The sequence below is a fragment of the Actinomadura sp. SCN-SB genome, from assembly GCF_043906805.1.
GTDB lineage: Bacteria > Actinomycetota > Actinomycetes > Streptosporangiales > Streptosporangiaceae > Spirillospora.
In genome coordinates this window covers 17,158-43,086 of the sequence record NZ_JBIMPP010000011.1, presented here as the reverse complement: position 1 = coordinate 43,086, position 25,929 = coordinate 17,158, and the positions used below count along the sequence as shown (strand labels likewise).

Sequence of the window (25,929 nt, the reverse complement as noted above, 5' to 3'; positions counted from 1 at the left end):
CCTATTGACAGTGTGATCCGGTCATCTATAGCTTCCAGCGGGAACGGAACTGCGTTCCGGCAATAGGAACGCCCTCAGCGGAGGTGCAGGATGCGCACACCAGCCGTAAGGATCACCGTGGGCCTGGCGGCCCTCGCCGTGACCGCTGCCGGATGCTCGGGCAAGGCCGCCGGCCCGAAGCCCGACATCCAGATCGGCCTGATCGCCCCGATGAGCGGCGCCTTCGCGGTGCTGGGCATCTCCCAGCAGAACTCCATCAACGTGGAGATCGAACGCATCAACGCGAGCGGCGGGCTGAACGGCCAGAAGCTCAAGCTGGTCGTGCGCGACTCCGGCCTCGACCCGGGCAAGGCCGTCCAGCAGGCCAACGAGATGGTCGGGAACGACGCGGTGAAGCTGGTCATCGGCCCCTCCCTGACCGCGTTCTACAACGCGGCCAAGGGCTCCTACGAGTCGGGCAAGAAGCTCAACTGCCAGCCCACCGTCTCCACCGGCAGCTTCGCCGACCTCAAGTACGGCTTCCGCTCGCAGGACCCCGCGCCCCTCGACGCGAAGGCGGTCGTGGACTGGCTGAAGCAGGAGGGCGTGAAGTCCCTCGGCCTGGTCTACGAGGGCGACGACACCGGCAAGAACACCGACGCGCTGCTGAAGCAGATGCTGCCGCAGGCGGGCATCGAGTACAAGGGCTGGCAGGTCAGCCGGACCGACGACCAGAGCCACCGCGCCTACGTCGAGAAGCTCAAGGACGCCGGGGCCATCATGGTGTCCAGCAACGCCAGCGGCGCGAAGACGATGGCGGCCGTGTCCGAGGTCGGCTTCAAGGGCAAGATCGTCGGCGGCGGCTCGGGCATGCAGAACATCTCGTTCGTCGAGGCCGCCGGCGACGCGGCCAAGGGCGCGGTGTTCCCCGCGGCGCTCTACCAGTACCCGCAGCGTCTCGACCGGTCCCAGTGGCTGCCGGGCTACCGCAGGCACATCGAGGCGATCGAGGCCAAGTACGGCAAGAACGTCGGGCCGAAGACCGGCGCGACCTCGCCCAAGGGCGCGGCCATCACCGCCGACTGCGTTTTCGCCTTCGAGCAGGCCGTCAAGTCCACCAAGAGCACCGACGCCGACACGCTGGCCGCCGCCATCGAGAAGCTGAACGTCCCGGCCGAGCAGACCCCCTCCGGCAACGCCCTCCAGCCCGGCGGCGACCACGAGTTCTACAAGAAGGTGCACCTGTACCAGTGGAACAAGGATGACAAGGGCTGGTACACCGAGGAGATCACGCCCAAGTGAGCGTCCAGGTCGTGGTCGACGGGCTGTTCACCGGCTCGGTGTACGCGCTGGTCGCGCTGGCCCTGGCGATCGTGTATCAGCCGACCAGGGTGCTGAACTTCGCCCAGGGTGAGCCGATCGTGCTCGGCGCGGCCGTCGGCTACCAACTGGTCGCGCTGTGGCACTGGGGCTGGTTCGCGGCGGTGCTGGTCACCCTTCTCCTGGGCGCGGCGATGGGCCTGCTCAGCGAGCGGATGATCATGCTGCCGGTGCGGCTGTCCGGCTCCCGGTACGCCTGGATCATCGCCACCCTGGCCACCGCGATGATCTTCCAGGCGCTGTTCACCCTGCGCTACTTCGACGAGGACGCGCTGCGGCCGGGCCCGCTCGCCCCCGGGCACCTGGAGGTGCTCGGGCAGCGGCTGGCCTGGCAGCAACTGCTCACCATCGCCGTCGCGCTCGCCGTGATGGCCGGCTACGACCTGTTCCTGCGCCGCACCGCCTACGGGCGCGCGATCCGGGCCGCCTCGCACGACGCCGACGCCGCCGTGATCATGGGCATCCCGGTCGGCCGGGTCGTGCTGCTCAGCTTCGTGATCGCGTCGGTGATCTGCGCGGTGGCGGGCATGCTGGCCGCGCCGCTGCTGTTCATCGGCCCGGCGGCCGGGCTCCTGTTCACCATCAAGGGGTTCATCGCCGCGGTGATCGGCGGCGTCGGCTCGCCGCGCGGCGCGCTGGCCGGGGGGCTGATCGTCGGCCTGCTGGACACGGTCGTGCGCTCGCTGGCGGGAGCCACGACCGGCGAGTTCGTCGTCTTCGGGCTGCTGGTGCTGATCCTGGTGGCCTTCCCCGCCGGCCTGTTCGGAAAGCCGATGGAGGCGCACTGATGGACGCCCGTGTCCCGCAGCGGTGGCTGCCGACGGCGATGCGGCGGCTGCCCGCCGTCCTGACCGGCGTGGCCCTGGTCCTGCTGCTGTGCTGGCCCGCGATCACCGACTTCTACAGCTACAACGCCTCCTATTACAACGGCCTCGTCGCGTCCGCCGCGATCAGCGCGATCCTGACGATCTCGCTGAACCTGTCGATGGGCTACGGCGGCCTGCTGTCGATGATGCACACCGGCATGCAACTGCTCGGCGGGTACGCCACGGCCTACCTCACCGTGAAGGCGGGCCTGCCGTGGTTCGCCGGGATGGCGCTGGCGATGCTGCTGGGCGCCGCGTTCTCCGGCCTGGTGCTGGCGGTCAGCCTGCGCGCCACGTACCTGTACTTCGGCATGATCACGCTCGCCGCCAACTTGATCGTGGTGGAGGGCGGCAAGACCTGGGACGCCGTCACCGGCGGCGTCAACGGGATCGTGGGGGTGCAGCCCGGCGGCCTGGGCAAGGTGCAGTTCTATTACGTGACGCTGGCCGCGCTGGTGCTGGTGTACATCGTCCAGCGCAACCTGATCCGCAGCGGCGTGGGACGCGCGGTGATGGCGGTCAAGGAAAGCCCCGACACCGCCGCCGCCCTGGCCATCAGGCCCACCCGCACCAAGGTCCTGGTCTTCACCCTCTCGGGCGCGATCGCCGGGTTGTCCGGCGGCCTGTACGCGTTCCAGCTCGGCTTCATCAACCCGGACGTCGGCATCCTGGACAACGGCCTGGTCTTCTTCGTCGGGCTGTTCCTGGGCGGCATCAACACCCTCGCCGGCCCGGTGCTGGGCGTCGCGGTCATCGCCACCGTCGTCGAGCTCATCAAGGACCACGCCCGCTACACGACGCTGTTCCTGGGCTGCACGCTGCTGCTGGCGATGATGCTGGTCCCGAAGGGCGTCGCGGGGACGTGGCGTGGCAGCAGGTTCGGCCGTCCCGAAGCGGGCGAGGACCACGAGCCGTCCGGGGACCTTCCCGAGTCGGTCCTGCCGAAGGCCGTGGACCCGAACGTCCCCGCTCTGGAGGGACGCGGCCTGATGAAGCACTTCGGCGGCGTCAAGGCGGTCGACGGCGTCGACATCTCGGTGGCCGCGGGCAGCGTGCACGGCATCATCGGCCCGAACGGCTCCGGCAAGTCGACGCTGCTGTCCTGCCTGACCCGTTTCCACAAGGTGGACAGGGGCGAGGTGCTGATCTGCGGCGTCCCCGCGCCCGGCCGTCCCTTCGAGGTCGCCGAGCGGGGCGTCACGCGCGTCTTCCAGGTCCCGCACCTGTTCGCGCAGCAGAGCGTCATGGACAACGTCCTGGCCGGAATGCGCGGCCGTGAGAAGTACGGCCTCCTCTCAGCGGTACTGCGCCTCCCCGCCTACCGGCGCCGCGAGGCCGCGTCCCGCGCCGAGGCCACTCGCCTCCTGGAGTTCGCGGGCCTGTCCGGACGCGCCGAACAGCCGGCGGGCTCCCTTTCGCACGGCCAGAAGCGCCTCCTGGAAGTGGTGCGCGCCGTGGCGTCCGGCCCCCGGGTCCTCATCCTGGACGAGCCCGCCACCGGCCTGGTCCCGGCGGAGATCGACGCGCTGGCACGCCTGTGCCGGGAGTTCCGCGACCACGGCCTGGCGGTGGTGCTGATCGAGCACAACATGGGCTTCGTCATGGACGTCTGTGACCGCCTGACCGTCCTGGACAGCGGCAAGGTGATCGCGGACGGCACTCCCGAGGAGGTCCGGTCCGATCCGGCGGTCCTGGAGGCGTACCTGGGCCGCCCCGACCTGGTGGAGGCGACCTCCGCACCCGGCACCCCCGGGGGAGCCGACCCCGCGGACGGCTCGCTCGGCCCCGAGCGAGAGAGGTAGGACCGCATGAGCGAGTTGCTGGAGCTGTCAGGAATCAGCGCGGGCTACGGAGGCGTCCGCGTCCTGGACGACGTGAGCCTGACCGTCGGAGAGGGCGAGTTCGTCGTCCTCCTGGGCCCCAACGGCGCCGGCAAGAGCACGACCCTCAGGGTCCTGTCGGGCCTGCTGAAGCCGTCCGCCGGAAAGGTGTCGTTCGCCGGGAAGGACATCACCCGCGTACCGGGCTGGCGCCGGGCGGGCCTGGGCATAGGCCACGTCCCGGAGGGCCGCCGGATCTTCCCGGACCACACGGTGCTGGAGAACCTGCAACTAGGCGGCTTCGCCTTGCGGCGCGACCGCACCCGCACTCAGAAGCTGATGGACGAGGTACTGGACCTGTTCCCGCGCCTGGCGGAACGGCGGGACCAGGCGGCCGGCACCTTGTCGGGCGGCGAGGCTCAGATGCTGGCCATGGGCCGCGCGCTGATGAGCGAACCGAAGCTGCTGGTGTTGGACGAACCGTCCCTGGGACTGGCCCCCTTGAAGGCCGCGGAACTGTTCTCCTACGTCAAGCGCCTGCACGAGGAACGCGGCATCTCGGTATTGCTGGTGGAACAACTCGCCCTGATAGCCCTACGCCTGGCCGACCGCGCCTACGTCCTGGAGCGCGGCCGGGTGGCCCTCTCGGGCACCGCGGCCCAGATAGCGGCCGACCCCATGGTGAAGACCCTCTACCTGGGCGCCGAACCAGCCGCCTGACCCGCTCTGATACACCTCGGGCTCCCCTTGAGCGACCGTCGCTCAAGGGGAGCCCGAGGTGGAGGAGGGGGTGACCCCGCCGTTCTCACATACCGTCGCCGTTCCAGCGGCCCGCCGAGCGGCTGCGGATGGGACGGCTGGAGAGGATGGGCGCGGGGATGGGGTCGCCCTGCTTCCAGACGCGGCCGGCGCCCCAGACATGGGCGAGGTCGTCGGTGCGGTCGCCGGGGTGCTCCAGGGTGGCCGGGTCGGCGCCCCAGTCGGCGTCCACGGGCCCGTGGTCGTGGTCGTGGTCGTGCTCGTGGTCGTGACCGTGGCCGTCCTGGAGGCGGGCGGCGTCGAGGGCCTTGGCGATGGCCAGCAGGCTCTTGTCGGTGCCCGTGCCGTGCTGCACGTAGTCCTCGTCGATCTCGCCCTGGTCGCGCTGGTACTGGACGGACGCTTGCAGGTCGGCCAGGTCGCGCTCGCTGCGTCCCGGGCTGCCGACGCCCAGGTCGTGGGACGACATCGACCAGCGCATCCGCCCGCCGCCGGGGCCGTAGTTGATGGCCTCGCCGCCCCAGCGGACCCACTCCGACTGCGTGTACCAGTTGAACAGCTCGCCGTCCGAGCGCAGCAGCCAGGTGGCGCCGCCCTCCATGCTCGTGAAGTGGCCGTGCTTCACGCGGGCCGGACGGAAGAAGTACGTGCCGAGGTCCAGGGTGCCGAAGTTGTACTCCATGTGGCCCTGGACGGTGTACGCCTCCTCGTAGCACGGGTGGTGCGCGAGGCGGTGGTCGGTCCAGCCCTCCTGGGCGTGGACGAGCCGGGTGTAGAAGCCGGTCACCGGGTCCACGTGCAGATACTTGATGAACAGGCCGGGCATGGGGCCCGGGTTGGGGACGGCGTCCCACGTCATCGCCTCGCTGTCGATGACGATGACGTCCTCGCGGGCGTCCTTCCAGCGCGGCGCCTTGGTGTTCTCCACGGGGTCGAAGCCCGCGTCACCGTACTCGCGGTAGTGCAGGATCCGGGAGCCCTCGCTGAAGGTGATGGCCTCGGTGGGGACGCCCTTGGGCGCGTAGACGTAGCCGCCCTTGCCGATGTCCTTCCCATTGTAGGTCATCGATCCTTCGAGGACGTAGTACTCGGTGTTGGCATGGTGGATGCCGGGGCCGCGTCCCCAGTCGGTGTGGAAGTCGATCCGCAGCGAGCACGAGCCGTCCTCCTCGTCCACCGACAACCGGCGCTCGCTGGCCCGGCCCTCGCCGCCGACCAGCTCGGCGGCGTGCCAGATGTAGTCGCCCTCCTGGATGAGTTCAACATGGGGTCGCAACGGATACCTCTTTCAGATGAGCGGAATGGTGATCAGCGGTCGCGCAGCTCGCGTTTGAGGATCTTGCCCGCGGCGTTGCGCGGAAGGGCGTCCACAAGCTCGATGCCGCGGGGCACCTTCGGGCCCGACAGGCGCTCGCGGCAGTGCGCCTCCAGCGCGTCCGCCTCGATGGAGGCGCCCGGCAAGGGGACGACGAACGCGGCGACCCGCTCGCCCCACCGCTCGTCGGGCAGGCCGACCACGGCGCAGTCGGCCACGCCGGGATACTCCCGTACGACGTCCTCCACCTCGCGGGGCGCGATGTTGACGCCGCCGGAAATGATCATGTCCTTCTTGCGGTCGACGATGTAGACGAAGCCGTCCTCGTCCCGCACCACGATGTCGCCGCTGGTGAGGAAGCCGTCGTCGGTCGTGCACGCGGCCGTGGCGGCCTCGTCGTCCAGGTAGCCGTTCATCAGGAACGGGGAGCGGCTGAACAGTTCGCCGCGCTCACCGGGGCCGACGGGGTTCCCGGCCTCGTCGACGACCCGGATCTCCGTCATGTACCAGGGCTGGCCCACCGACCCGGTGCGGTCGGCGTCATGCGGACGGCAGTTGGTGACGACGCCGGCCTCCGTGGAGCCGTACAGCTCGTGCACCCCGGCGTGCGGGAACGCCTCCATCACCCATTCCTTCAGGGCGGCGGGCAGGGCGGCGGCGTTGAAGTACAGGGTGTCGAGGCTTGAGGCGTCGTAACGCCGTACGGCGTCCGACGCGCGGAGCGCCTGCGCGTGTGTGGGCACGAGGAACGCGGACTGGGCGCGGTGCTTCCCGGCGAGCGCGAGCATGTGCTCGGGATCCCACTTGGGCAGCATCACCACGGTGCCGCCCGCGACGATGGGGGCGTAGTCGAACACCATCCCGGCGCCGTGGTACATCGGCGCGATGGCGAGGCTGACGCGGCGCGCGCCCAGGCCCCACTCCATCGCGGACAGGTAGCACATCAGGGTGCGGGCGCGGTGGCTGCTGAGGACGCCCTTCGGCTTACCGGTCGTCCCGGACGTGTAGTAGACGCAGCACGGGTCGTTCTCGTCCACGGGCACCATAGGGTCGGTGGGCGCCGCGTCCTCCAGGGCCTTCTCGTACGAGGCCGCGCCCGTCCCGCCGATCTGGAGGACGACGTCGGCCGGCACCGGAGGCTCGACGTCGGAGATGTGGGCGCGGGCTCCCGAGTGCTCCAGGATGTAGGCCGACTCGGCGTCGGTGAGGCGCGTCCCGATGGGGACGAGCACCAGCCCCGCCTTGGCGGCGGCGGCGATGATCTCGGGGAACTCCAGGCGGTTGCCGAGCCGGACGGCGACGCGGTCGCCGGGACGCAACCCACGGCCGAGCAGGGCCTGCGCCAGCCGGTTCGCGCGGTCGTCCAGCGCCCGGTAGGTCAGGCCGCGCTCGCCCTCGATCACCGCGACGGTGCCCGGCGTGGCGGCGGCGAATTCGCGCACGCCACCGGCCATGGTGAGCGGCGCACCGCCCGGGGACAGCGCCACGAGTCACCTCCACGTTCCGATTATCGGAATGAGATTCCGTATTGCGTTATAGAGAGCTTGCCGAGTGCGGGGCGGGCGCGTCAATGCCTGGCCGCTGGAAAGTCTGACCTTTACGATGATCAGTGTGACCGCCGCCAGAGGACCCGACCGGCCGACCGCCCCGCTCCCCGCCTACGCCGGGATCGCGGCCGAACTGCGCGACCGCATCCTCGCCGGGGAGTACAAGCCCGGCGACCGGCTGCCGGTCGAGCCCGAGCTGTCGGCCGAGCACGGGGTCAGCCGCAGCACCGTGCGCGAGGCGCTGCGGCTGCTGGCGAGCCAGAACCTCATCACCACCACGCGCGGCGTGGCGGGTGGCAGTTTCGTGGCCTACCCGCAGCCCGGCCAGATCACCGAGTACCTCGCGACCAGCCTCAACCTGCTCGCCTCGGACACCCGGATCACGGTCGGCAGGCTGCTGGAGATCCGGGAGATGCTGGAGGTGCCCGCCGCCGGGCTGGCCGCCGTCCGCGCGGACGACGAGGGCCGGGCCGAGCTGCGGGGCTCGCTGTTCGACCCGGGCTCCGTCGACCCCGCCGAGATCTTCGCCCCGAACCGGCACTTTCACGCCGTCCTGCTGAAGCTGGCGGACAACCCGTTCCTGGAGGTCCTCACACAGCCGGTGTTCCGGGTGCTCAACGAGCGGTTCCTGCGCCAGGACGCCCCGGACCGGTTCTGGTACGGCGTCGACCGCGACCACCGCGACATCCTCGACCGGATCGAGGCGCGCGACGAGCAGGGCGCCCGCGAGGCGTGCCACGCCCACCTGGAGAACCTGCGCGAGACCTACACCAGCATCGACCGCACCCGCGCGCTCGCCCGGCGGGCCTCGGAATGATCAGGTGATCCTGGTCTCGTTGATCAGGGTGCGCTGGTAGCAGACGCCGTCCCGGATCCACTGCCACACCCGGTTGCGCGTGCGGCCGTCCGCGCTGAGGTGGATCAGCTCGAACAGCCGCAGGTCCTCGCCCTCGGCCTTGTACATCCAGGTCAGGTAGATGACCTGGTCGTCGAGCTGCCAGAACTCGCCGCGCAGCCGGTCGGTGTCGAACACGCAGCGTCCGCCGCCCTGGTAGACGCCGGGGAAGACGTGCGTCTCGGTGCGGCCGTCGGGCCAGGTGTACTCGTTGACCTGGTGGTAGTCGTGGTCCTGTCCCTCGGGGAGGGTGCAGGTCAGCAGCGACTCGTGCCGGTCGGTGACCGTTCCCTCGGCGTCGACGTAGGTGTAGGTGCCCTTCCACCGGCCCTCGTGCCGGGCGAGCAGCGGCATGTCCTCGCGGAGCGATCCCATCGGTGTTCCCGTTCCCCTCTGTCAGGAGTCGTCGGTCAGGCGGGCGATCGATTCGCGCTGCCTGCGGGTGAACCACGCGCGTTCGGGGGCGGCGCCGTCCAGGCCGTTCGGGCGTTCGACGTCGTGCCGGGCGTACTCCTCCGCCCACAGGCCGGTCTTGACGCGGGACGGCAGGTTGCCCATGCCGGGACGGACACGGGTGCGGCGCAGCGCGGCCAGGTCGAGCTCGGCGTGGGCGACGATGCTCTCGCCGCCGGCGGCCTCGGCCAGCACCCGTCCCTCGAAGTCGAGGATCTCGGAGCCGCCGCAGGTGGAGTCGCCGGGGATCGGGATGCCGCGCAGCCCGCCGCTGTTGGCGGACACGACATAGGCGAGGTTCTCGATGGCGCGGGCGCGCCGCCCGATCCCCTTGGGGGTGAGGGCGGGGCTGGTCACCTCGGACGTGGAGTGGCAGAACACCTCGGCGCCGCGCAGCGCGAGGGCGCGGGCGAGCTCCGGGTAGAGGATCTCCTCCGAGGCGACGCAGGCCAGGTTGCCGATCCGGGTCCGCGCGACCGGGAGCACCGCGTCCATGCCGTACAGGTCCAGGTAGCGGTCCCACACGTCGTAGGGGGACGGCGAGTACAGCGAGTGCAGGCGCCGGTAGCGCAGCACCACCTCGCCGGACGGGTCGATGACGAAGGACGCCTGGAAGTACAGGGCGGGGAAGTTCGGGTCGGTCTCGTAGGCGTTGCCGGACAGGAACACGCCCTCGCTCGCGGCCACGCCGCTCAGCGCCTCGTACTCGGGTCCGTCCGGGGCGAGCGCGGCCATGTCCCGCCAGCGCTCGATCGGCTCGCCCATGGGAAAGCCGCTGAGCACGTACTCGGGCAGGACGACCAGCCGCAGGTCGGGGCCGACCCAGCGCTTGGCGGCGGCGACCTCGGCGCCGATCCGGGCGATGGACGCGGCCATCGCCTCGCGCGCCTCGGCGGGCGACAGGCCGTTGACGGCCTCGGTCCTCGTCTGGAGCGCGAGGGCCCGGTAGGCGGGTTCCGCGGGAGGCGCGTTCTGGTCCACGGATCGACCACCCCTTCCGTTGGGGATTGGAACGCCGTTACGCTAAGCGGAATATCTCGCCCGCACAAGGGCTTGACTGCCGAAAAGTCAGACCTTTAGGTTTTCGGGGGGCCGCTCACTGCATGAGGATCACCTACGGGCCATGGGGCGAGAAGAACCCGAACAACGGCCTGGCCGGCATGGCTCCGGCCCGGCCGCCGCGCATCGCTCTGGAGGAAGTGTGACCACCCGCCAACCCGCCAGCCCAGGATCGATCGACGGCGCCCGCGAGCGGGACGCCGAGACCACCGGATGAGCGGCGAGATCGGCGAGCCCCGGGACGGCCCCCTGCAGGGCCTCCGGTCATCGACATCGCGACGATCCTGGCGGGTCCGCCGAGACCGGGATGCTGACCAGGGTCCCCGCCCCCGACCTGGGCGAGCTGCTCATGCAGAACGTGCTGTGGCGGATGTCGGAGACACCGGGCCGCATCCGCTTCTCCGGCCGCGGGCCGGGCGCCGACACCGACGAGGTGCTGATCGGCGAGCTGGGAATGGCCTCGGCCGAGGTCGACGCGCTGCGTGAGCGGCGCGTCGTGGCATGAGCCCGTGGCAGGCATGAACGCAAGCGACCGAGAATCGAGACGAACGTGAGTGAAACGACGCGGGCGCTCCCACGGGCCGGACACGGCGGCCCGGCGGACCCGCTCCTGGAGGCGCTGCGCGGCGGCGTGGACGTGCACGACCTGGGCCGCCCGCTGTTCATCGGCATGCCGCAGTCGCCCAACCATCCGGCGTACTGGCACACGCTGCCGCGCAGGCACGGCGACCGGGTCCGCGCGGACGGAGCGTCGGCCGCTAACGACATGCTCGTCATGGGCACGCATGTCGGCACGCACATCGACGCGCTGGCGCACGTGTCCCAGGACGGGCGGCTCCATGGCGGCGCCGACGCGGCACAGGCGGGCGTGGGCGGCCGGTACCTGGAACACGGCGTGCACACCATCGAGCCGATGGTCCGCCGTGGTGTGCTGCTGGACGTGCCGGCCGCGCTCGGGCTGGACTCCTGCGAACCCGGCTACGAGATCACCCCGGCCGACCTCGACCGGGCGGTGGAGCGGCAGGGCACCCCGCCGGGTGCGGGCGACGTCGTGCTGATCCGCAGCGGCTGGGGGCGTCTCTTCGACGCGCCGGACCCCGCCACCTACGTCGGCGCCGACAGCGGCGTCCCCGGTGTGGGGGAGGACGGCGCGCGCTGGCTGGCGAGCCGCGACGTGCACGCCGCCGGGGCCGACACCATCGCGTTCGAGTGCCTCCCGCCGGGCCAGGGCCACAGCCTGCTGCCCGCCCACCGGGTGCTGCTGGTGGAGTCCGGCATCTACATCATCGAGACGCTCGACCTGGAGGGCCTGGCCGCCGCCGGGGTGCACGAGTTCACGTTCGTGCTGTCGCCGCTGCCGCTGGTCGGCGCCACCGGGTCGCCCGTCCGGCCGCTCGCCCTCGTGGGCCGCACCGGGGAGGGCGCCGATGGGTGAGCAGGAGCCCCTCGCCGTCGTCCTGGCGCGGTTCGCCGCCGAGACGACCTTCGACGACCTGCCTCCGGAGGTCGTGGACAGCGTCCGCTGGCGGGTGCTGGACATCCTCGGCCTGTGCGTGGCCTCGCAGGGCCTTCCCACCAGCGGGGCCATCGTCGAGTACGTCCGCGACCAGGGCGGCGCCGCGCAGGCCCAGGTCGTCGGCGGCGGCCCGGACAAGGTCCCGGCCGCGCAGGCCGCGCTCGCCAACGGGGTGCTGGCGCACTCGCTGGACTACGACGACACGCACCTGCCGTCCGTCCTGCACCCCAGCGCGTGCGTCGTCCCGGCCGCGCTGGCCGCCGCCGAGGTGTCCGGCGCGGACGGACGGGAGCTCATCAGGGCCGTCGCCCTCGGCCTTGAGATCTGCGTCCGGATCGGCATGGCGGGCTACGACCCCGAGGCGGGCAACTCGATCTTCTTCGAGCACGGGCAGCACGCCACGTCGATCTGCGGGGCCCTCGGCGGGGCCGTCGCGGCGGGTGTCCTGATGGGGCTTCCGCGCGATCGGCTGCTGGACTGCCTGGGCGTCGCCGCGTCCATGGCGTCCGGGCTGATCGAGGCCAACCGGACCGGCGGCACCGTCAAGCGGCTGCACTGCGGCTGGGCCGCGCACTCCGCCGTCACGGCCGCCGACCTGGTACGGCGCGGCTTCACCGGTCCGCCGACCGTGCTGGAGGGACGGTTCGGCTTCTTCGAGGCGTTCCTGCGCGGCCGGTTCGACGCCAAGGAGATCACCGGCGGTCTCGGCACCGAGTGGCACGTTCCGGGGATCTTCTTCAAGCCGTATCCGGCCAACCACTTCACCCACGCCGCCGTGGACGCCGCGATCGCGCTGCGTGAGAAGGGCCTGCCGCCGGAGAAGGTCGAGTCGGTGACGCTGGGCGTCCCGGCCCCGGTCATCCGGACGATCGGGCAGCCGATCGAGGTCAAGCGCGCCCCGGAGACCGGCTACCAGGCCCAGTTCAGCGGCCCGTACGCGGTGGCGGTCGGGCTGCTGGGCGGGGGCGGGCTGGGCGCCGCGCTGACCGACTACACCGACGAGCTGGCCCGCGACCCGCGCCGCCGCGCCCTGATGGCCCGGGTCGAGGTGGTGGCCGACGAGCGATGCACCGAGATCTTCCCGATGCGGTTCCCGGCGGTGCTGACCGTCCGGGACACCGAGGGACGGGTGTGGCGGCACGAGGTCCTCACCAACCGGGGCGGCCCCGACCGTCCCCTGTCCGACGCGGAGCTGATCCGCAAGTTCGGCGACAACACCGCCGGGTGGCTGCCGGAGGACGCCGCCGCCACGGTGGTCCGGCGGGTGCGCGAGCTGGAAGGGCTCCCGCGGGCCGCCGCATCCCTGCTCGGCCCGTTGACCGGGCTCGCAGCCGCGAAACTGGAGGAGACCCCGTGAGCACCCACGACCTTGTGATCAAGAACGTCCGGGTCGTCACCCACGACGCCGACGACCCGGCCCCCGCCGACATCGGCATCGCCGACGGGCGCATCGTGACGGTCGCGCCCGGCATCCCGGTCGACGGCGTCCCCGAGGTGGTCGACGGCAAGGGCCGCCTGGCGTTCCCCGGGGTGGTGGACGCCCACCAGCACTGGGGCATCTACAACCCGCTCGCCGACGACACCGTGTCCGAGAGCCGCGCCTGCGCGCAGGGCGGGGTGACCTCGGCCATCACCTACATGCGGACCGGCCAGTACTACCTCAACAAGGGCGGCGACTACGCCGACTTCTTCCCCGAGGTGCTGGAGGCCGCGCGGGGACGGGCGCACGTCGACTACGCCTTCCACCTGGCGCCCATGTCCAGCCGCCACATCGAGGAGATCCCCGACCTCATCGAGCGGCACGGCGTCACCTCGTTCAAGATCTTCATGTTCTACGGCGGTCACGGGCTGCACGGCCGCTCGTCCGACCAGAGCTCGTTCCTGATGATCCCGGAGGGCGAGCGTTACGACTACGCGCACTTCGAGTTCGTGATGCGCGGCGCCCAGGCCGCCCGCGAGCGGTTCCCGGAACTGGCGGACGAGATCTCGGTGTCGCTGCACTGCGAGACCGCCGAGATCATGACGGCCTACACCAAGCTGGTGGAGGAGGCCGGCGACCTCACCGGGCTGGCCGCCTACAGCGCGTCCCGCCCGCCGCACTCGGAGGGGCTGGCCGTCTCCATCGCGGCCTACCTGGCGCACGAGACGGGCCTGCCGACCATCAACCTGCTGCACCTGTCGTCCCGCAAGGCCGTGGACGCCGCCGTGCGGATGTCGCGGGCGTTCCCGCACATCGACTTCCGCCGCGAGGTGACCGTCGGGCACCTGCTGGCCGACATCGACACCGCGTCCGGCATCGGCGGCAAGGTCAACCCGCCGCTGCGTCCCCGGGAGGACGTCGAGGCGCTGTGGGAGTACGTCCTGGACGGGACGGTCGACTGGGTCGTCAGCGACCATGCCTGCTGCCGGGACGAGATGAAGTTCGGCGACCCCAGGGACGACGTGTTCCTCGCCAAGTCGGGCTTCGGCGGCGCCGAGTACCTGCTGCCCGGGATGGTGGGCGAAGGGCGCAAGCGGGGGCTGTCGTACGGGCGTATCGCCGCTCTGACGTCCTGGAACCCCGCGAGGCGGTACGGCCTGCGCGGCAAGGGGACCATCGCGCCCGGCTACGACGCCGACGTGGCCCTGGTCGACACGGACCACACCTGGACGGTGCGGGCGGCCGACTCCGAGTCCACGCAGGAGTACACGCCGTTCGAGGGCTTCGAGCTGACGGCCCGTGTCACCGACACGTTCGTCCGGGGCCATCGCGTCCTGTCGGACGGCAAGGTCACCGGATCCCGGATCGGCCGCTACCTGTCCCGCCCGTACGCCCATGACTGAGCTCACGAGGTCGGCGCTGTACGTGCCCGGCGATCGGCCGGCCATGCTGGCCAAGGCCCTGGACAGGGGCGCCGACTCCCTCATCGTCGACCTGGAGGACGCCGTCCCGCTCCATGCCAAGGAACGGGCCAGGGAGCAGGTGGCCGAGTGGCTGAAAGGGCTGCCCGACACCGTTCGGCCGCAAATCTGGGTGCGGATCAATCCCGGCGAACGCGGCCTGGAAGACGCCCGCGCGGTCGCCCTTCCCGCGGTCACCGGCCTGTGCCTGGCCAAGGCGGAAACTCCGGCGGAAATAGCGGCCCTTGACCGGGTGTTGTCCGACGCCCCCTGGATGGTGTTGACCCCGCTGATAGAGAGCGCCAAGGCGGTGCTGGACGCACCCGCGCTGGCGGCGGCCCCGAGGGTCGTCCGCCTCCAGTTGGGCGAAGCCGACCTACGGGCCGACCTGGGCGTTGACCCGAGCCCGGATGAACGCGAGCTCCTGTGGGCCAGGTCCCAGGTGGTGCTGGCCTCGGCCGCCGCCGGAATAGCCCCGCCGATGGCTCCGGTCAGCACGGAATTCCGGGACACCGAATTCCTGCGCCGCTCCACCGAGGCGCTGCGCCGTCTCGGTTTTTACGGAAGGGCCTGCATTCACCCGGCCCAAGTGGCCGTGGTGCACGAGGTGTTCACCCCCTCTCCGGAAGAGGTGGAAAAGGCCCGCGCCCTTGTCGAACGCTTTGAGAATTCCTCCTCCGGCGTTCTGCTGGACGACCAGGGCCGGATGGTGGACGAGGCCGTGATCCGCATGGCCCGCCGCATCCTGTCGACCCGATCCTGAGGGTCACCATCTGATACCGGCCCGCCACCGGGCGGCGATCGCCCCCGGTGGCGGGTGACCCGGTCCACCGCCCACCCCGACACTATGGGTACCGAAGTATCTGGGCGGCACACTCTTGACAGCGCTCGTGGCGCGGATCACTATGGGTCCCTAAGTATCGCCCATGGCGGCCACTGGAGCGTGGAATTCGTGACCGATGACGAGCAGATTCCCGAGATAGATCCGACCGCTCATCTATTGGTCGTAGTGGCGGCACGTCTGAATCGGCTGACCAACAAAGTGCTCAGCCAGCTCGATATTCCGCTGACCTACCGCCAGCATCGGCTGCTCTACCGGGTGAGCAAGGGGACGACGTCCCTGGCCGAGCTCGCCTCGTACGGGAACCTGACGCTGCCGACGGTGTCGGAGAGCCTCGACGGACTCGTCCGCCGCGGGCTGCTCATCCGCAGGCCCGCGCCCCAGGACCGGCGGCAACGCCATCTCGAGCTGAGCGATCTCGGGCGCTCGGCGTGCACGGCCGGGCAGCTGGCGCTCGGCAAGATCATGGAGGACCTGATCAACGACCTTCCCCCAGAGCACCGGGAGGTCCTGCACGAGACGCTCGCGTCCGTCTACGACGCGGCCACGACCCACTTCAAGGCGGACCGCTCCGGCTAGCCGGCCCTCTCACGCTTTCGCGCTACGTCGCACACGGCGTCTCCCGCCACGCCCTCGTCCCTCATCCGTACTCGTCAGACCACCCCGACGGGACGCCTCGCCCGCTCACGCGGGTCACGCGATGACCGGACGGCGCCCCGGCCCGACGTAAAGGAAACGCTCATGAGGTACTTCACTCGGCTACGGGCCGGCCTCGCGGCGCTGTGCGCGCTCGGCCTCACCACCACCGCCCTCGCCGCCTGCGGTGAGGGGGGAGCGGGCGGCGGCGCGGCCACGGCCTGCACGGAGGGCCTGCCGGGCAGCACCCAGACGGTGCGGCTCGGCGTGCAGCCCGGCGCCCAGGACCTGATCACCTTCGTGATGCAGAACCAGGGCTTCGACGACAAGTACAAGCTCAAACTCGACATCAAGAAGTTCCAGAACCCCGCCGGCCTGCACGCCGCCATCGGCGAGAAGGTGGTGGACATCGGGTTCGGCGGGCTCACCGCGATGGCGGTGGCACGGGCCCGGGGCCGCGGCACGGTGATCTTCAACGTGCTCACCGGCCCGTCCAACATCGTCTTCGTCCGCAAGGACTCGCCCATCACGTCCTTCGCCGATCTGAAGGGCAAGAAGCTGGGCGCCTTCGGCGGCCGGAGCAGCGCCACGTTCGGCATCCAGTCCGTGGTGGCCCGGGAGACCTACGGGATCGAGAACCTCGGCAAGGACGTGGACATCCTGGACGCGCCCGACTCGGCGCTGCTGGGGCTGCTGGACCAGGGCCGGGTGGACGCCGCGCTGGTGGGCACCACCGCCACCGTCAAGGCGCTGCTCTCCGGCAAGTACCGGGCGCTCTCGGACATGGCCGACGACTACACCAAGAAGTTCGGCCGCCCGCCCGGCCATGTCACGCTCGCGTCCAACGACGACTACGCGAAGGAGCACTGCGGCGTTCTGAAGGCGTTCTCCGGCGCGCTGGCCGACTCGCTGGCCTTCCTGCAGAAGGACGACGCGATCTGGGCCTCCTACGCCAAGCAGATCGAGATCGACGACCCGAGGGCGCCCGCGATGCTCAAGCAGCGCGTCGGCAGCCGCTACATCACCAAGTGGGACGACGCCCAGGTCAAGGCGGAGACCACGCTGATCCAGCGGCTGATCCCGGTGCTGGGTGAGGACGCGTTCGTGTCCGAGGTGCCCAAGGGCCTGTTCCGCACCGACCTCCAGGTGACGCCGTCATGAACGTGAGGCGTACGCGCACCGCTCCGGGTCAGGCCGCCCGCGACAGGGTGAACGGCCTGCTGACGAAGGAAGGCGCCGCGACCGCCGACCGCGCGGAGGCGGGGGTGAACGATCCGCTCGCGAGCGACGCGCCCGCCAAGGCCGCGCTGGGGGAGATCGCGCCACCGCCCCGGAGGTCCATGCAGAGCCTGCGCCGCCGGGCGCTGTCGCTGGTCTGCCTGGTCGCCCTCTGGTGGGTGCTGTCGCTGTTCTTCAGCGAGAGCGTCCTGCCCGGCCCGGTGGACGTGAGCGAGGCGTTGTGGCGCAACGTGCAGGACGGCGCCACCTACTTCCACCTCTACAAGACGGTGCTGCGGGTGGTCGCCGGGATGGCGATCGCGGTGCTCGCCGGCCTGATGATCGGCCTGATCATGGGGCTGTCGAGGTTCGGCGAGCAGTTCCTGGACTCCTGGGTGATGGTGGCGTTCACCGTGCCCTCGGTGGTCTACGGCATCCTGGCCATCCTGTGGTTCGGGCTGAACGACTTCGCCGCGATCATCGCGATCGGGGTCACCGCCACCCCCGCCGTGGCGATCAACATCTGGCAGGGCGTCAAGGCGATCGACACCTCGCTGGTCCACATGGGCGAGGCGTTCCACTTCTCCCGTTCCTCGATCCTGCGCAAGATCGTGATCCCTCAGCTGGTGCCGTACATCCTGGCGGCGCTGCGGTACGCGCTGGGCACCGCCTGGAAGATCGCCACCGTGGTCGAGCTGATCGGCCTGTCCAGCGGTGTCGGCTACCAGCTGCACTACTGGTTCGGCCTGTTCAACATGACCCAGGTGCTGGCCTGGACGATCGCGTTCACCGTGGTCCTGCTGCTGATCGAGTACGTGGTGCTCAAGCCGATCGAGGTCTATCTGACCCGCTGGCGGCCGAGCGTGCAGGGCTAGGAGGGAGCACCGTGTCCGATTCGTACCTCACCATCGAGGACCTCTCCAAGGAGTTCAAGCGGGAGGGCGAGCCGCCGCTGCGAGTGATCGACAACCTCAGCGCGCGGGTCGAGGACGGCGCGCTGCTGTCCATCCTGGGGCCCTCCGGCTGCGGCAAGTCCACCCTGCTCAACATCATCAACGGGCTGGACGACGTCACCTCCGGCCGGATCACCATCAACGGCACCACGATCAGCCGCCGGTCGCGGTCCGCGGTGAAGATCGGCGTGGTGTTCCAGGATCCCCGGCTGCTGAACTGGCGTACCGTCCGCGACAACGTCCGGCTGCCGCTGGACGAGCTGAAGGTGCCCAGGGACGAGGCCGAGGAGCGCGTCGACCGCTATCTCGACCTGGTGGGCCTGCGGGAGTTCGGCGAGTACTACCCACTGCGCCTGTCGGGCGGGATGCGGCAGCGGGTGTCGCTGGCCCGGGGGCTGGCGATCGAGCCGGACCTGCTGCTGGCCGACGAGCCGTTCTCCGCGCTGGACGAGATCACCGCCCGCAAGCTGCGGATGGAGCTGATCCGGATCTGGCAGGCCACCGGCCGCACGATCATCTTCGTCACGCACAACATCCGGGAGGCGGTCTTCCTGTCCACCCGGATGCTGGTGGTCACCGCACGGCCCGCGACCACCCATCTCGATCTGCCCATCGACATCCCGCATCCGCGGGTGCCCGAGGACGACCGGCTGTTCGAGATCGAGAAAGAGGTCACCCGCGACTTCATCCGCATGGAGGAGGCAGCCGAATGACGCCGGAGGATCTGCGCGAGCGGGATGACCGCTACCGCCGCGTTCGCGACGCGATGGGCGAGCAGGGCCTGGACGTCCTGCTGGCGTTCGCGCCCGGATGGCGGCGGGAGAACGTCCGCTACCTGACCGACGCGCCGGTGAAGGGGAGCGTGGCGCTGGCGCTGCTGCCGGCGTCCGGAGACCCGTGCGCGTTCACGGTGCGGCATGCCGACGCCGCCGCGATCACCGCCGCCGGCTGGGTCACCGACTGCACCACGATCGCGCTCCCCGAGGACACCGAGCTGACCGGTCGGCTGCGTGACCTGGCCCCCCGGCGGCTCGGCGTCGCCCACCTCGAACTGCTTCCCGCGTTTCTCGACGACGCGCTCCGCAAGGCCCTGCCGGGCACCGAGATCGTGTCGGCGACCGCCCTGATGGACGGCGTCCGCCTGGTCAAGAGCGACTGGGAGCTGGCCAGGATGCGGCGCAGCGCGGAGGTCTGCGAGGCGGGCTGGCGCGCGTTCGTGGACGTGCTGGAACCCGGGCTGCCCGAGTACCGGATCGTCGCGGAGGTGGAGGCCGAGATCAAGCGGCGGGGCGCCGAGGACAACTTCATGCTCATCGCCTCGGGCGGTGACGAGGTGCGCGGCATGACCCCGCCCGGTCCCCGCCTGCTGGAGGACGGCGACATGGTCCGCACCGAGCTGACCCCGCAGATGGACGGCTACTGGCTGCAGATCTGCCGGTCGGCCGTGGTCGGCACGCCCAGCGACGGGCAGCGGCGCTCGTTCGACCTGTTCAACGAGTCGGTGGAGGCGGGCCTCTCGGTGGTGAGGCCCGGGGTGACGGCGCACGAGGTCGCCAAGGCGCAGAACGACGTCTTCCGCAAGTACGGGTACGGCGAGTACTGCACCAGCCAGTACACCCGCGTCCGCGGGCACGGGCACGGGCTTCACCTGGACGAGACACCGATCATCGAGGGCAACGAGACCGTCCTGCCCGAAGGGGCGGTGTTCATCATCCATCCCAACACCTACACGCCCCTGGCCGGTTACCACGTGCTGGGCGATCCGGTGACGGTGACCGCGACCGGCCCCGAGATCCTCATCGGCACCGAGCGCAAGCTGTTCTCCACCGCCGAGGAGGGGGCGTCATGAAACGCGGGCTGGTGGTCCTGGACCACGACGAGATCCCCGAGTCCGAGTGGACGTCCCGCGTGGGAACGCTCCAGGAAAGGCTCGCCGCGGACGGCATCGACATCGCCCTCGTCTACGGCGACGTGTACCGGTCGGACGACATCGGTTACCTGACGAACCTGTGCATCTATTGGAACGAGGGCGTCGTCGCGGTCCCGGCGGAAGGCGAGCCGTCCTTCCTGACGAAGCTGTCGCCGCGCGTGCACATCTGGATGCGGCGCACGTCGAAGGTCTCCGACCTGCACAGCGGCCGGGCGTTCGGCCCGCTGGTGGCCGGTCTGCTGGACGGCCGGGAGCCCGGCGTGGCCGGCCTGGTCGACGCGGCGCTGTGGCCCGCCGCCCTGGTGACGGAGCTGACCGGCGCGCTGCCCGGCTGGGAACTGCGCCCGCTGGGCGGCCTCGTCCGCGAGCAGCGGCTGCGGCCGTCACCGAACGAGACGGCCTTGATCCGCGACGCCACCGCACTGCTGGACGAGGCCCTGCGGCAGGCCGTCGCGCCGGGTCTGACGCCTGCCGACAGGGTCTCGGTCGTCGAACGGACGCTGCGCCGCGGTGGCTACACCGAGGTGCTGGTGGACACGGCGAGCGCCCAGGACGATGCCGTCTCGGTCGACGTCACCGGGCAGTACCGGCACAACTGGCTGCGCGCCGCGAGAACCGTCGCGGACCCCGGTGGCGCTTCACCGACAGGCGCGCTGGAGGCCGCGCTGGACGCCGCGATCGGCGCCGTCGCCGCCGGTACGGCGGAGTCCGCGCTCAGGTACGCGGCCCTCCCGGCGCTCACCGCGTTCCCGGACGGGACGGAGGCCGAGGTCCGCTGGATCGACCAGGCCGACCTGTCCACCGGCGGCGACTACCGGCCACCGGGCGAGGACGTCCGGCTGGAGCAAGGCTCGGTGGGGGCCGTCGCCATCGAACTCATCCTTCCCGGCGGTGGCCGGGCGGTCGTCGCCGACACCGTCCGTGTCGGACCGGGAAGCGCCGAGAGACTGACCGGAAGCAGGGAGCCGCGATCGTGAGAATCCTGTCGAACGCCGACGTGGAGAAGGTGCTGACCGCAGAGGAGACCATCGGCGCGCTGGAGACGGCGTACGTCGAGCTGACCGAGGGCCGTGCCGCCAACCGCCCCCGCAACCACACCTATTTCCCCGTCGAGGACGCCGACCACCCCGGCTTCCGGTTCCGGTTCAAGTCCCAGGAGGGCGGCAACGCCGCCAGCGGGGTGTGGGCGCTGCGGATCACGTCCGACATGGCCGGTGTGGAGACGCTCCCCACCGGGGAGAAGCGGCGGCGGCTCATCCCCGCCGCGCCCGGCGGCACGTACGTCGGCCTGGTGACGCTCTACAGCATGACGACGCTGGAGCCGCTGGCGATCATCCACGACAGCTTCGTCCAGAAGATGCGGGTCGGCGCGACCTCGGCGCTGGGCATCCGGGAGATGGCGCCGGAGGGCGTCACCGTGGCCGGGATGTTCGGCTCCGGCTGGCAGGCGCAGGCGCATCTGGAGTGCCTGCTGCTGGTCCGGCCGGAGATCGAGGAGGTGCGCGTCTACAGCCCGACCCGCCGCAACCGGGAGACGTTCGCCGCGGAGTGGTCGGCGCGCACCGGCCGCCGGATCGTGGCGGTGGACGAGCCGAGGGGCGCGGTCGAGGGCTGCCGGATCGTCACCTGCGCCACGGCCGCGATGGACCCCTGCTTCGAGGGCGGCTGGCTGGAACCCGGCTCCCATGTCACCGCGATCACGTCCCCGGACGGCACCGCGACCCGGCGCGAGCTGGACGACGCCACCTTCGACCAGGCCGACAGGGTCGTGGTGCTCTCCCGCGAGCAGGTGCACCACGACAAGCAGTTCGACATCCTCGGGCCGGTCGAGCGCGGCCGGATGTCCTGGGACGACATCCGCGAACTGGGCGAGGTGCTGGCCGGGCGGGCTCCGGGACGCACGTCCCCGGACGAGACCACGATCTTCGCCAACAACACCGGGATGGGGCTCCAGTTCGCCGCCGTCTGCGCCCGCGCGCTGGCGCTGGCCGAGGAGCGGGGCCTCGGGCACGAGGTGCCGACCGACTGGTTCCTTGAGGAGACCAGCCCGTGAGCGCCGGGACGCACCGCGTGGGCGGGCCCAGTGTCGTCTTCGGCGACGACGTGAACACCGATGTCATCATCCCGGGCCGCTACCTGGTCAGCATCGACCCGCGGGAGCTGGCCGGGCACGCGTTCGAGCCGCTCGGGCCGCGCGTCCAGGAGCGGCTGCGGGAGAGCCGCGTGGTGGTCGCGGGCCGCAACTTCGGCTGCGGCAGCGCCCGCGAGCAGGCCGCGACCTGCCTGATCGGGGCGGGGATCACCGCGGTGGTCGCCGCGTCGTTCTCGCGGGTGTTCTTCCGCAACGCCATCAACACCGGGCTGGTCGCGGTCGAGTCGCCCGGCGCGGCGCGGGCCGTCAGGGAACGCGCCGGCTCCTTCGACGGCGACGGGGGAGTGCCGGGCGGCGAGGTCCGGGTGGACTACGCCGACGGGGTCGTGGAGGTGGACGGCGAGCGGTTCCCGTTCGCGCCGTACCCGGAGAACCTGCGGACGATCCTGGAGAGCGGCGGGCTGATCCCCTACCTGATGAACACCATCGCCACGACGAAGGGGGGCGCCCGATGAGCAGGACCTTCGCGCAGAAGGCGCTGGAACGGGCCTCGGGCGAGAGCGGGCTGGAACCGGGGAGGATCGTCGACGCCTACCCCGATCTCTACATGAGCCACACCGCGAGCTGGCGGTGCATCCGCACGCTGGAGCGGATGGGCGTCGGCACGCTGTACGACGTGGACCGGATCGCGATGGTCATGGACCACATCTCGCCGGCGAACTCGGCCAAGACCGCCGCCGACCACCGGCTGTGCCGCGAGTTCGCCGAGAAGATGGGCATCCGCACGTTCTACGACGTCAACGCGGGCATCGCCCACATCGTGCTGATGGAGAAGGGGCATGTCAGACCGGGCGCGCTGATCATCGGCACCGACTCGCACTCCACCATCTACGGGGCGCTGGGCGCGCTCGGCACCGGCGTCGGCTTCAGCGAGATCACCGCGGCCTGGGTGACCGGGCGGCTCTGGATGAAGGTCCCCGAATCGATCAAGATCACGATCGAGGGCCCGCCGCCCGCCGGGGTGCACCCCAAGGACATCATGCTGCGCCTGATCGGCGACCTCGGGGCGGACGGCGCCACCTACTGCTCGGTCGAGTTCCACGGCTCCTACCCGGCCGCGATGTCGGTGTCGGAGCGGATGACGCTGTGCAACCTGGCGATGGAGATGGGCGCCAAGAACGCGTTCGTCCCGCCCGACGAGACCACCCGCGCCTACCTCGCCGAGGCCGGTGTCGCACCGGACGACTACGTGGAGCTCCAGGCGGATCCCGGTGCCGTCTACCGGCAGGAGGAGGTGATCGACACCCGGGAGCTCTCGCCGCAGATCGCCGTCCCGCACACCGTCGACAACGTCGTCCCCGTGGAGGAGGTCGAGGGCACCCGCCTCGACCAGGTGTTCGTCGGCTCCTGCGCCAACGCCAAGTACGACGACCTGGCCGTCGCGGCGCGCTACCTGAAGGGCAGGACGGTGGCCCCAGGGGTCCGGCTGATCGTCACCCCCGCGTCCGCCACGATCATGTCGAGGGCCGCCGCCGACGGCATCCTGTCCACGCTGCTGGAGGCGGGCGCCACGATCACCAACCCCGGCTGCGGGGCGTGCGCGGGCAACGGCGGCGCGATGGCCGACGGCGAGGTCACGCTGTCCACCGCCAACCGCAACTTCCGCGGCCGGATGGGCGCCTACGAGTCGCGGATCTATCTGAGCAGCCCGGCCACCGCCGCCGCCTCGGCGGTCCGCGGCGTCATCACCGACCCCCGGGAGGTCACCGTATGACCGAGCCTCACATGACCTTCGTCGAGAAGATCCTCGCGCGGGCCGGCGCGAAGAAGGCGGTGACGGCAGGGGACATCGTGGTCGCGGACGTGGACCTGCTGATCATGCACGATCTCAGCGGTTTCCTGACCGCCAAGGTCTTCGACGAGCGGGTCGGCAGGCCGATCCCGCGTCCGGACCGGGTGGCCATGGTGTTCGACCATCACTTCGCGCCCGCGACCGAGCGGCAGGCGGTGGTGCTGGAGGCCAACCGGGAATGGGCGCGCCGCCACGGCATCCGGCTGTTCGACTGCGGCAGCGGCAACATCCACAACGTGGTGATGCGGCGCGGGCTGGTGCGGCCCGGGTCGATCGTGGTCGGGTCCGACAGCCACACGCCCGTGCACGGCGTGCTGGGCGCGGTCGCGGTCGCCCTCGGCAACGACTCGCACGCCGGGACGGTCATGCCGTACGGGAAGGCGTGGTTCAAGGTGCCGTCCACGGTCCGCGTCGAGATCGACGGCCGGACGGGGCCGGGCGCCACCACGCGCGATGTGGCGTTGTGGCTGGTCGGCGAGCTGGGCGAGGGCGGCCAGGTCTACAAGGCGCTGGAGTTCGGCGGCCCCTACGTCAAGGCGCTGTCGTTCTGGGATCGCTGGCTGTTCCCGCTGCTGACGGTGGACGTCGGCGCCAAGTGCGGGTACGTGGAGCCCGACGAGGTGACCGAGGCCCAGGCCCGTGCGCTGGGCGTGGACGGCGTGTTCGAGCGCGGCGATCCGGGGGCGGCCTGCGAGGTGGCGTCGTTCGACGTCACGGGGCTCGGCCCGCAGGTGGCCTGCCCGCCCACGGTCGGCAACGTCAAGCCCGTGGAGGCCCTGGCCGGGACCCCCGTCCAGTGGACCGAGCTCGGCGGGCACGGCGGCGGGCGGCTGGAGGACTTCCGGCTGGCCGCCGAGGTGCTGGACGGGCGCGCCGTCCATCCGGACGTGCGCCTCAATCTCGTGCCCGCGAGCCGGGAGGTGTTCTCGGAGGCCGAGCGGGAGGGACTGGTGCGGCGGCTGCACGAGGCCGGGGGGACGTGGTTCCCGCCCAGCACCGGCTCCAACCAGGCCGCCAACATGGGCGCGATGGCGCCGGGCGAAGCGATGATCTCCACCCATGCCCGCAACTTCCCCGGCCGCAACGGCAGCCCCGAGGCCAGCATGTTCCTGGCCTCGGCGGCGACGGTGGCGGCCTCCGCCGTCACCGGTCAGATCACCGATCCCCGCGAGATCGCACACCGGGCGGGGCCGCGATGAGAGGGACGAGCATGGTCTTCGAGGGCCGCTGCTGGACGTTCGGCGACAACATCCCCACCGACCGGCTGGTGAAGTCCCGCTACGTCTTCGAGCCCATGTCGGAGATCGTCAGGCATGTGCTGGAGGATCTGGACCCGAGGTTCCCGCTGGAGGTGGAGCCCGGCGACATCGTGGTCGCGGGACGGCACTTCGGGCAGTCCTCCGGCCGGGCCATCGCGACCAAGGCCCTCCAGGCGACCGGCATCGGCTGCGTGGTGGCCGCGACGTTCGCCCGCACCTTCTACCGGAACTGTTTCGAGATCGGCCTGCCCGCCTTGGAGGTCCCGGATGTCACCGATCTGGTGAGCACCGGCGACCGCCTGCGGGTGGACATCACGGAAGGGACCTTCACCAACCTGACGACGGGAACGACCCGCGAAGTCCCGCCCGCCGATCCGTTCCTGCTGGAGATGCTCGCCACCGGCGGCCTGATCGAGCTGGCCATCGCCCGTCCCGGCCTGTTCCGGACGTCCCCCGCCACCGCTTCCGGCTGACGCGGCCCGCGCGGGCATGGCCGACGATCCATCGGCCCGTCCTTGGGAGCGCCATGCCCGCGTCAGCGGCCGCTGCGAAGCAGGTTCATCTGGCGGCGTACTTCCCCGGTGTCAACACCACCACGGTGTGGTCGGAGCGGCCTCGGGAAGCCGGCTCGGCCCCACGACCACGCCGACCGCGTCCGCTCCTGCGAACCGCCGTGGGC

At 71.0% G+C, this 25,929-nt stretch carries 25 protein-coding genes; 21 read left to right on the top strand and 4 right to left on the bottom strand.

Features of this window, described 5'->3' with window-relative positions; all coding sequences use genetic code 11:
• The first annotated feature begins 90 nt into the window (after positions 1-90).
• The 4 genes from ACGWYJ_RS09745 to ACGWYJ_RS09730 are packed head-to-tail and all read left to right on the top strand — an operon-like array spanning position 91 to position 4,765.
• On the top strand, positions 91-1,281 hold the full coding sequence (locus tag ACGWYJ_RS09745) for an ABC transporter substrate-binding protein (protein ID WP_395105360.1): 1,191 nt from the start codon (positions 91-93) through the stop codon (positions 1,279-1,281).
• Complete coding sequence (locus tag ACGWYJ_RS09740; RefSeq protein ID WP_395105359.1) at positions 1,278-2,147, top strand: branched-chain amino acid ABC transporter permease; 870 nt, start codon at positions 1,278-1,280, stop codon at positions 2,145-2,147. The genes ACGWYJ_RS09745 and ACGWYJ_RS09740 overlap by 4 nt, the downstream gene beginning before the upstream one ends.
• Entirely contained in the window at positions 2,147-4,027 is a 1,881-nt protein-coding gene (locus tag ACGWYJ_RS09735) for an ATP-binding cassette domain-containing protein (RefSeq protein ID WP_395105358.1), read from the top strand. Before ACGWYJ_RS09740 ends, ACGWYJ_RS09735 begins: the two co-directional genes overlap by 1 nt.
• A gap of 6 nt (positions 4,028-4,033) precedes the next feature.
• Entirely contained in the window at positions 4,034-4,765 is a 732-nt protein-coding gene (locus ACGWYJ_RS09730; RefSeq protein ID WP_395105357.1) for an ABC transporter ATP-binding protein, read from the top strand.
• Between the two features lie 85 nt (positions 4,766-4,850).
• Here the strand turns inward: ACGWYJ_RS09730 and ACGWYJ_RS09725 are convergent, their stop codons facing one another.
• Both ACGWYJ_RS09725 and ACGWYJ_RS09720 read right to left on the bottom strand, forming a co-directional pair.
• Positions 4,851-6,080: a DUF4437 domain-containing protein gene (locus tag ACGWYJ_RS09725; RefSeq protein WP_395105356.1), complete on the bottom strand. Its 1,230-nt coding sequence runs from the start codon at positions 6,078-6,080 to the stop codon at positions 4,851-4,853.
• Positions 6,081-6,112: 32 nt separating this feature from the next.
• Positions 6,113-7,606 (bottom strand): class I adenylate-forming enzyme family protein, encoded by a 1,494-nt coding sequence (locus ACGWYJ_RS09720; RefSeq protein ID WP_395105355.1) that lies wholly within the window; start codon positions 7,604-7,606, stop codon positions 6,113-6,115.
• A 124-nt stretch (positions 7,607-7,730) separates the two neighbouring features.
• Here ACGWYJ_RS09720 and ACGWYJ_RS09715 point away from each other — a divergent pair, with 124 nt between their 5' ends.
• Entirely contained in the window at positions 7,731-8,483 is a 753-nt protein-coding gene (locus ACGWYJ_RS09715) for a FadR/GntR family transcriptional regulator (RefSeq protein ID WP_395105354.1), read from the top strand.
• Here the strand turns inward: ACGWYJ_RS09715 and ACGWYJ_RS09710 are convergent, their stop codons facing one another.
• Positions 8,484-8,936, bottom strand: a complete 453-nt coding sequence (locus ACGWYJ_RS09710; protein WP_395105353.1) for a DUF3598 family protein — start codon at positions 8,934-8,936, stop codon at positions 8,484-8,486. It lies immediately after the preceding gene.
• Positions 8,937-8,957: 21 nt separating this feature from the next.
• The gene (locus ACGWYJ_RS09705) at positions 8,958-9,995 is read right to left on the bottom strand and encodes a nitrilase-related carbon-nitrogen hydrolase (protein WP_395105352.1); all 1,038 of its coding nucleotides are present in this window, start codon (positions 9,993-9,995) and stop codon (positions 8,958-8,960) included.
• 385 nt (positions 9,996-10,380) lie between these two features.
• On the opposite strand from ACGWYJ_RS09705, the gene ACGWYJ_RS09700 reads away from it, so the two are divergent.
• From ACGWYJ_RS09700 to ACGWYJ_RS09625, 16 genes are all read left to right on the top strand, one after another.
• On the top strand, positions 10,381-10,578 hold the full coding sequence (locus ACGWYJ_RS09700; protein ID WP_395105351.1) for a hypothetical protein: 198 nt from the start codon (positions 10,381-10,383) through the stop codon (positions 10,576-10,578).
• 45 nt (positions 10,579-10,623) lie between these two features.
• Positions 10,624-11,508: a cyclase family protein gene (locus tag ACGWYJ_RS09695; protein ID WP_395105350.1), complete on the top strand. Its 885-nt coding sequence runs from the start codon at positions 10,624-10,626 to the stop codon at positions 11,506-11,508.
• Entirely contained in the window at positions 11,501-12,946 is a 1,446-nt protein-coding gene (locus ACGWYJ_RS09690; RefSeq protein ID WP_395105349.1) for an MmgE/PrpD family protein, read from the top strand. Before ACGWYJ_RS09695 ends, ACGWYJ_RS09690 begins: the two co-directional genes overlap by 8 nt.
• Positions 12,943-14,412, top strand: coding sequence for a dihydroorotase family protein (locus ACGWYJ_RS09685; RefSeq protein WP_395105348.1), 1,470 nt, complete (start codon positions 12,943-12,945; stop codon positions 14,410-14,412). The genes ACGWYJ_RS09690 and ACGWYJ_RS09685 overlap by 4 nt, the downstream gene beginning before the upstream one ends.
• On the top strand, positions 14,405-15,232 hold the full coding sequence (locus ACGWYJ_RS09680; RefSeq protein WP_395105347.1) for an HpcH/HpaI aldolase/citrate lyase family protein: 828 nt from the start codon (positions 14,405-14,407) through the stop codon (positions 15,230-15,232). Before ACGWYJ_RS09685 ends, ACGWYJ_RS09680 begins: the two co-directional genes overlap by 8 nt.
• A 246-nt stretch (positions 15,233-15,478) precedes the next feature.
• Positions 15,479-15,889 (top strand): MarR family winged helix-turn-helix transcriptional regulator, encoded by a 411-nt coding sequence (locus ACGWYJ_RS09675; RefSeq protein ID WP_285697797.1) that lies wholly within the window; start codon positions 15,479-15,481, stop codon positions 15,887-15,889.
• 162 nt (positions 15,890-16,051) lie between these two features.
• Complete coding sequence (locus tag ACGWYJ_RS09670) at positions 16,052-17,107, top strand: ABC transporter substrate-binding protein (protein WP_395105346.1); 1,056 nt, start codon at positions 16,052-16,054, stop codon at positions 17,105-17,107.
• Positions 17,104-18,039 (top strand): ABC transporter permease, encoded by a 936-nt coding sequence (locus ACGWYJ_RS09665; protein ID WP_395105345.1) that lies wholly within the window; start codon positions 17,104-17,106, stop codon positions 18,037-18,039. The genes ACGWYJ_RS09670 and ACGWYJ_RS09665 overlap by 4 nt, the downstream gene beginning before the upstream one ends.
• Before the next feature lie 11 nt (positions 18,040-18,050).
• Positions 18,051-18,830, top strand: a complete 780-nt coding sequence (locus ACGWYJ_RS09660) for an ABC transporter ATP-binding protein (RefSeq protein WP_395105344.1) — start codon at positions 18,051-18,053, stop codon at positions 18,828-18,830.
• Positions 18,827-19,966: a M24 family metallopeptidase gene (locus ACGWYJ_RS09655; protein WP_395105343.1), complete on the top strand. Its 1,140-nt coding sequence runs from the start codon at positions 18,827-18,829 to the stop codon at positions 19,964-19,966. Before ACGWYJ_RS09660 ends, ACGWYJ_RS09655 begins: the two co-directional genes overlap by 4 nt.
• A complete protein-coding gene (locus ACGWYJ_RS09650; protein ID WP_395105342.1) occupies positions 19,963-21,024 on the top strand; it encodes an aminopeptidase P family N-terminal domain-containing protein in 1,062 nt (353 codons plus the stop codon). Before ACGWYJ_RS09655 ends, ACGWYJ_RS09650 begins: the two co-directional genes overlap by 4 nt.
• Entirely contained in the window at positions 21,021-22,100 is a 1,080-nt protein-coding gene (locus ACGWYJ_RS09645; RefSeq protein ID WP_395105341.1) for an ornithine cyclodeaminase family protein, read from the top strand. The genes ACGWYJ_RS09650 and ACGWYJ_RS09645 overlap by 4 nt, the downstream gene beginning before the upstream one ends.
• A complete protein-coding gene (leuD, locus tag ACGWYJ_RS09640) occupies positions 22,097-22,654 on the top strand; it encodes a 3-isopropylmalate dehydratase small subunit (protein WP_395105340.1) in 558 nt (185 codons plus the stop codon). The genes ACGWYJ_RS09645 and leuD overlap by 4 nt, the downstream gene beginning before the upstream one ends.
• Entirely contained in the window at positions 22,651-23,913 is a 1,263-nt protein-coding gene (locus tag ACGWYJ_RS09635) for an aconitase/3-isopropylmalate dehydratase large subunit family protein (RefSeq protein WP_395105339.1), read from the top strand. Before leuD ends, ACGWYJ_RS09635 begins: the two co-directional genes overlap by 4 nt.
• A complete protein-coding gene (locus ACGWYJ_RS09630) occupies positions 23,910-25,190 on the top strand; it encodes an aconitase family protein (protein WP_395105338.1) in 1,281 nt (426 codons plus the stop codon). The genes ACGWYJ_RS09635 and ACGWYJ_RS09630 overlap by 4 nt, the downstream gene beginning before the upstream one ends.
• Positions 25,187-25,723 carry a 3-isopropylmalate dehydratase gene (locus ACGWYJ_RS09625; RefSeq protein WP_395105337.1) on the top strand — a complete coding sequence of 179 codons (537 nt, stop codon included), beginning with the start codon at positions 25,187-25,189 and terminating at the stop codon, positions 25,721-25,723. Before ACGWYJ_RS09630 ends, ACGWYJ_RS09625 begins: the two co-directional genes overlap by 4 nt.
• The last annotated feature ends 206 nt before the right edge of the window (positions 25,724-25,929 follow it).

Coding starts and splice junctions, on each gene's coding strand:
- ACGWYJ_RS09745 (WP_395105360.1), top strand. CDS start 91: ATGCGCACACCAGCCGTAAGGATCACCGTGGGCCTGGCGGCCCTCGCC.
- ACGWYJ_RS09735 (WP_395105358.1), top strand. CDS start 2,147: ATGGACGCCCGTGTCCCGCAGCGGTGGCTGCCGACGGCGATGCGGCGG.
- ACGWYJ_RS09730 (WP_395105357.1), top strand. CDS start 4,034: ATGAGCGAGTTGCTGGAGCTGTCAGGAATCAGCGCGGGCTACGGAGGC.
- ACGWYJ_RS09710 (WP_395105353.1), bottom strand. CDS start 8,936: ATGGGATCGCTCCGCGAGGACATGCCGCTGCTCGCCCGGCACGAGGGC.
- ACGWYJ_RS09700 (WP_395105351.1), top strand. CDS start 10,381: ATGCTGACCAGGGTCCCCGCCCCCGACCTGGGCGAGCTGCTCATGCAG.
- ACGWYJ_RS09690 (WP_395105349.1), top strand. CDS start 11,501: ATGGGTGAGCAGGAGCCCCTCGCCGTCGTCCTGGCGCGGTTCGCCGCC.
- ACGWYJ_RS09680 (WP_395105347.1), top strand. CDS start 14,405: ATGACTGAGCTCACGAGGTCGGCGCTGTACGTGCCCGGCGATCGGCCG.
- ACGWYJ_RS09670 (WP_395105346.1), top strand. CDS start 16,052: ATGAGGTACTTCACTCGGCTACGGGCCGGCCTCGCGGCGCTGTGCGCG.
- ACGWYJ_RS09665 (WP_395105345.1), top strand. CDS start 17,104: ATGAACGTGAGGCGTACGCGCACCGCTCCGGGTCAGGCCGCCCGCGAC.
- ACGWYJ_RS09655 (WP_395105343.1), top strand. CDS start 18,827: ATGACGCCGGAGGATCTGCGCGAGCGGGATGACCGCTACCGCCGCGTT.
- ACGWYJ_RS09650 (WP_395105342.1), top strand. CDS start 19,963: ATGAAACGCGGGCTGGTGGTCCTGGACCACGACGAGATCCCCGAGTCC.
- ACGWYJ_RS09635 (WP_395105339.1), top strand. CDS start 22,651: ATGAGCAGGACCTTCGCGCAGAAGGCGCTGGAACGGGCCTCGGGCGAG.
- ACGWYJ_RS09630 (WP_395105338.1), top strand. CDS start 23,910: ATGACCGAGCCTCACATGACCTTCGTCGAGAAGATCCTCGCGCGGGCC.
- ACGWYJ_RS09625 (WP_395105337.1), top strand. CDS start 25,187: ATGAGAGGGACGAGCATGGTCTTCGAGGGCCGCTGCTGGACGTTCGGC.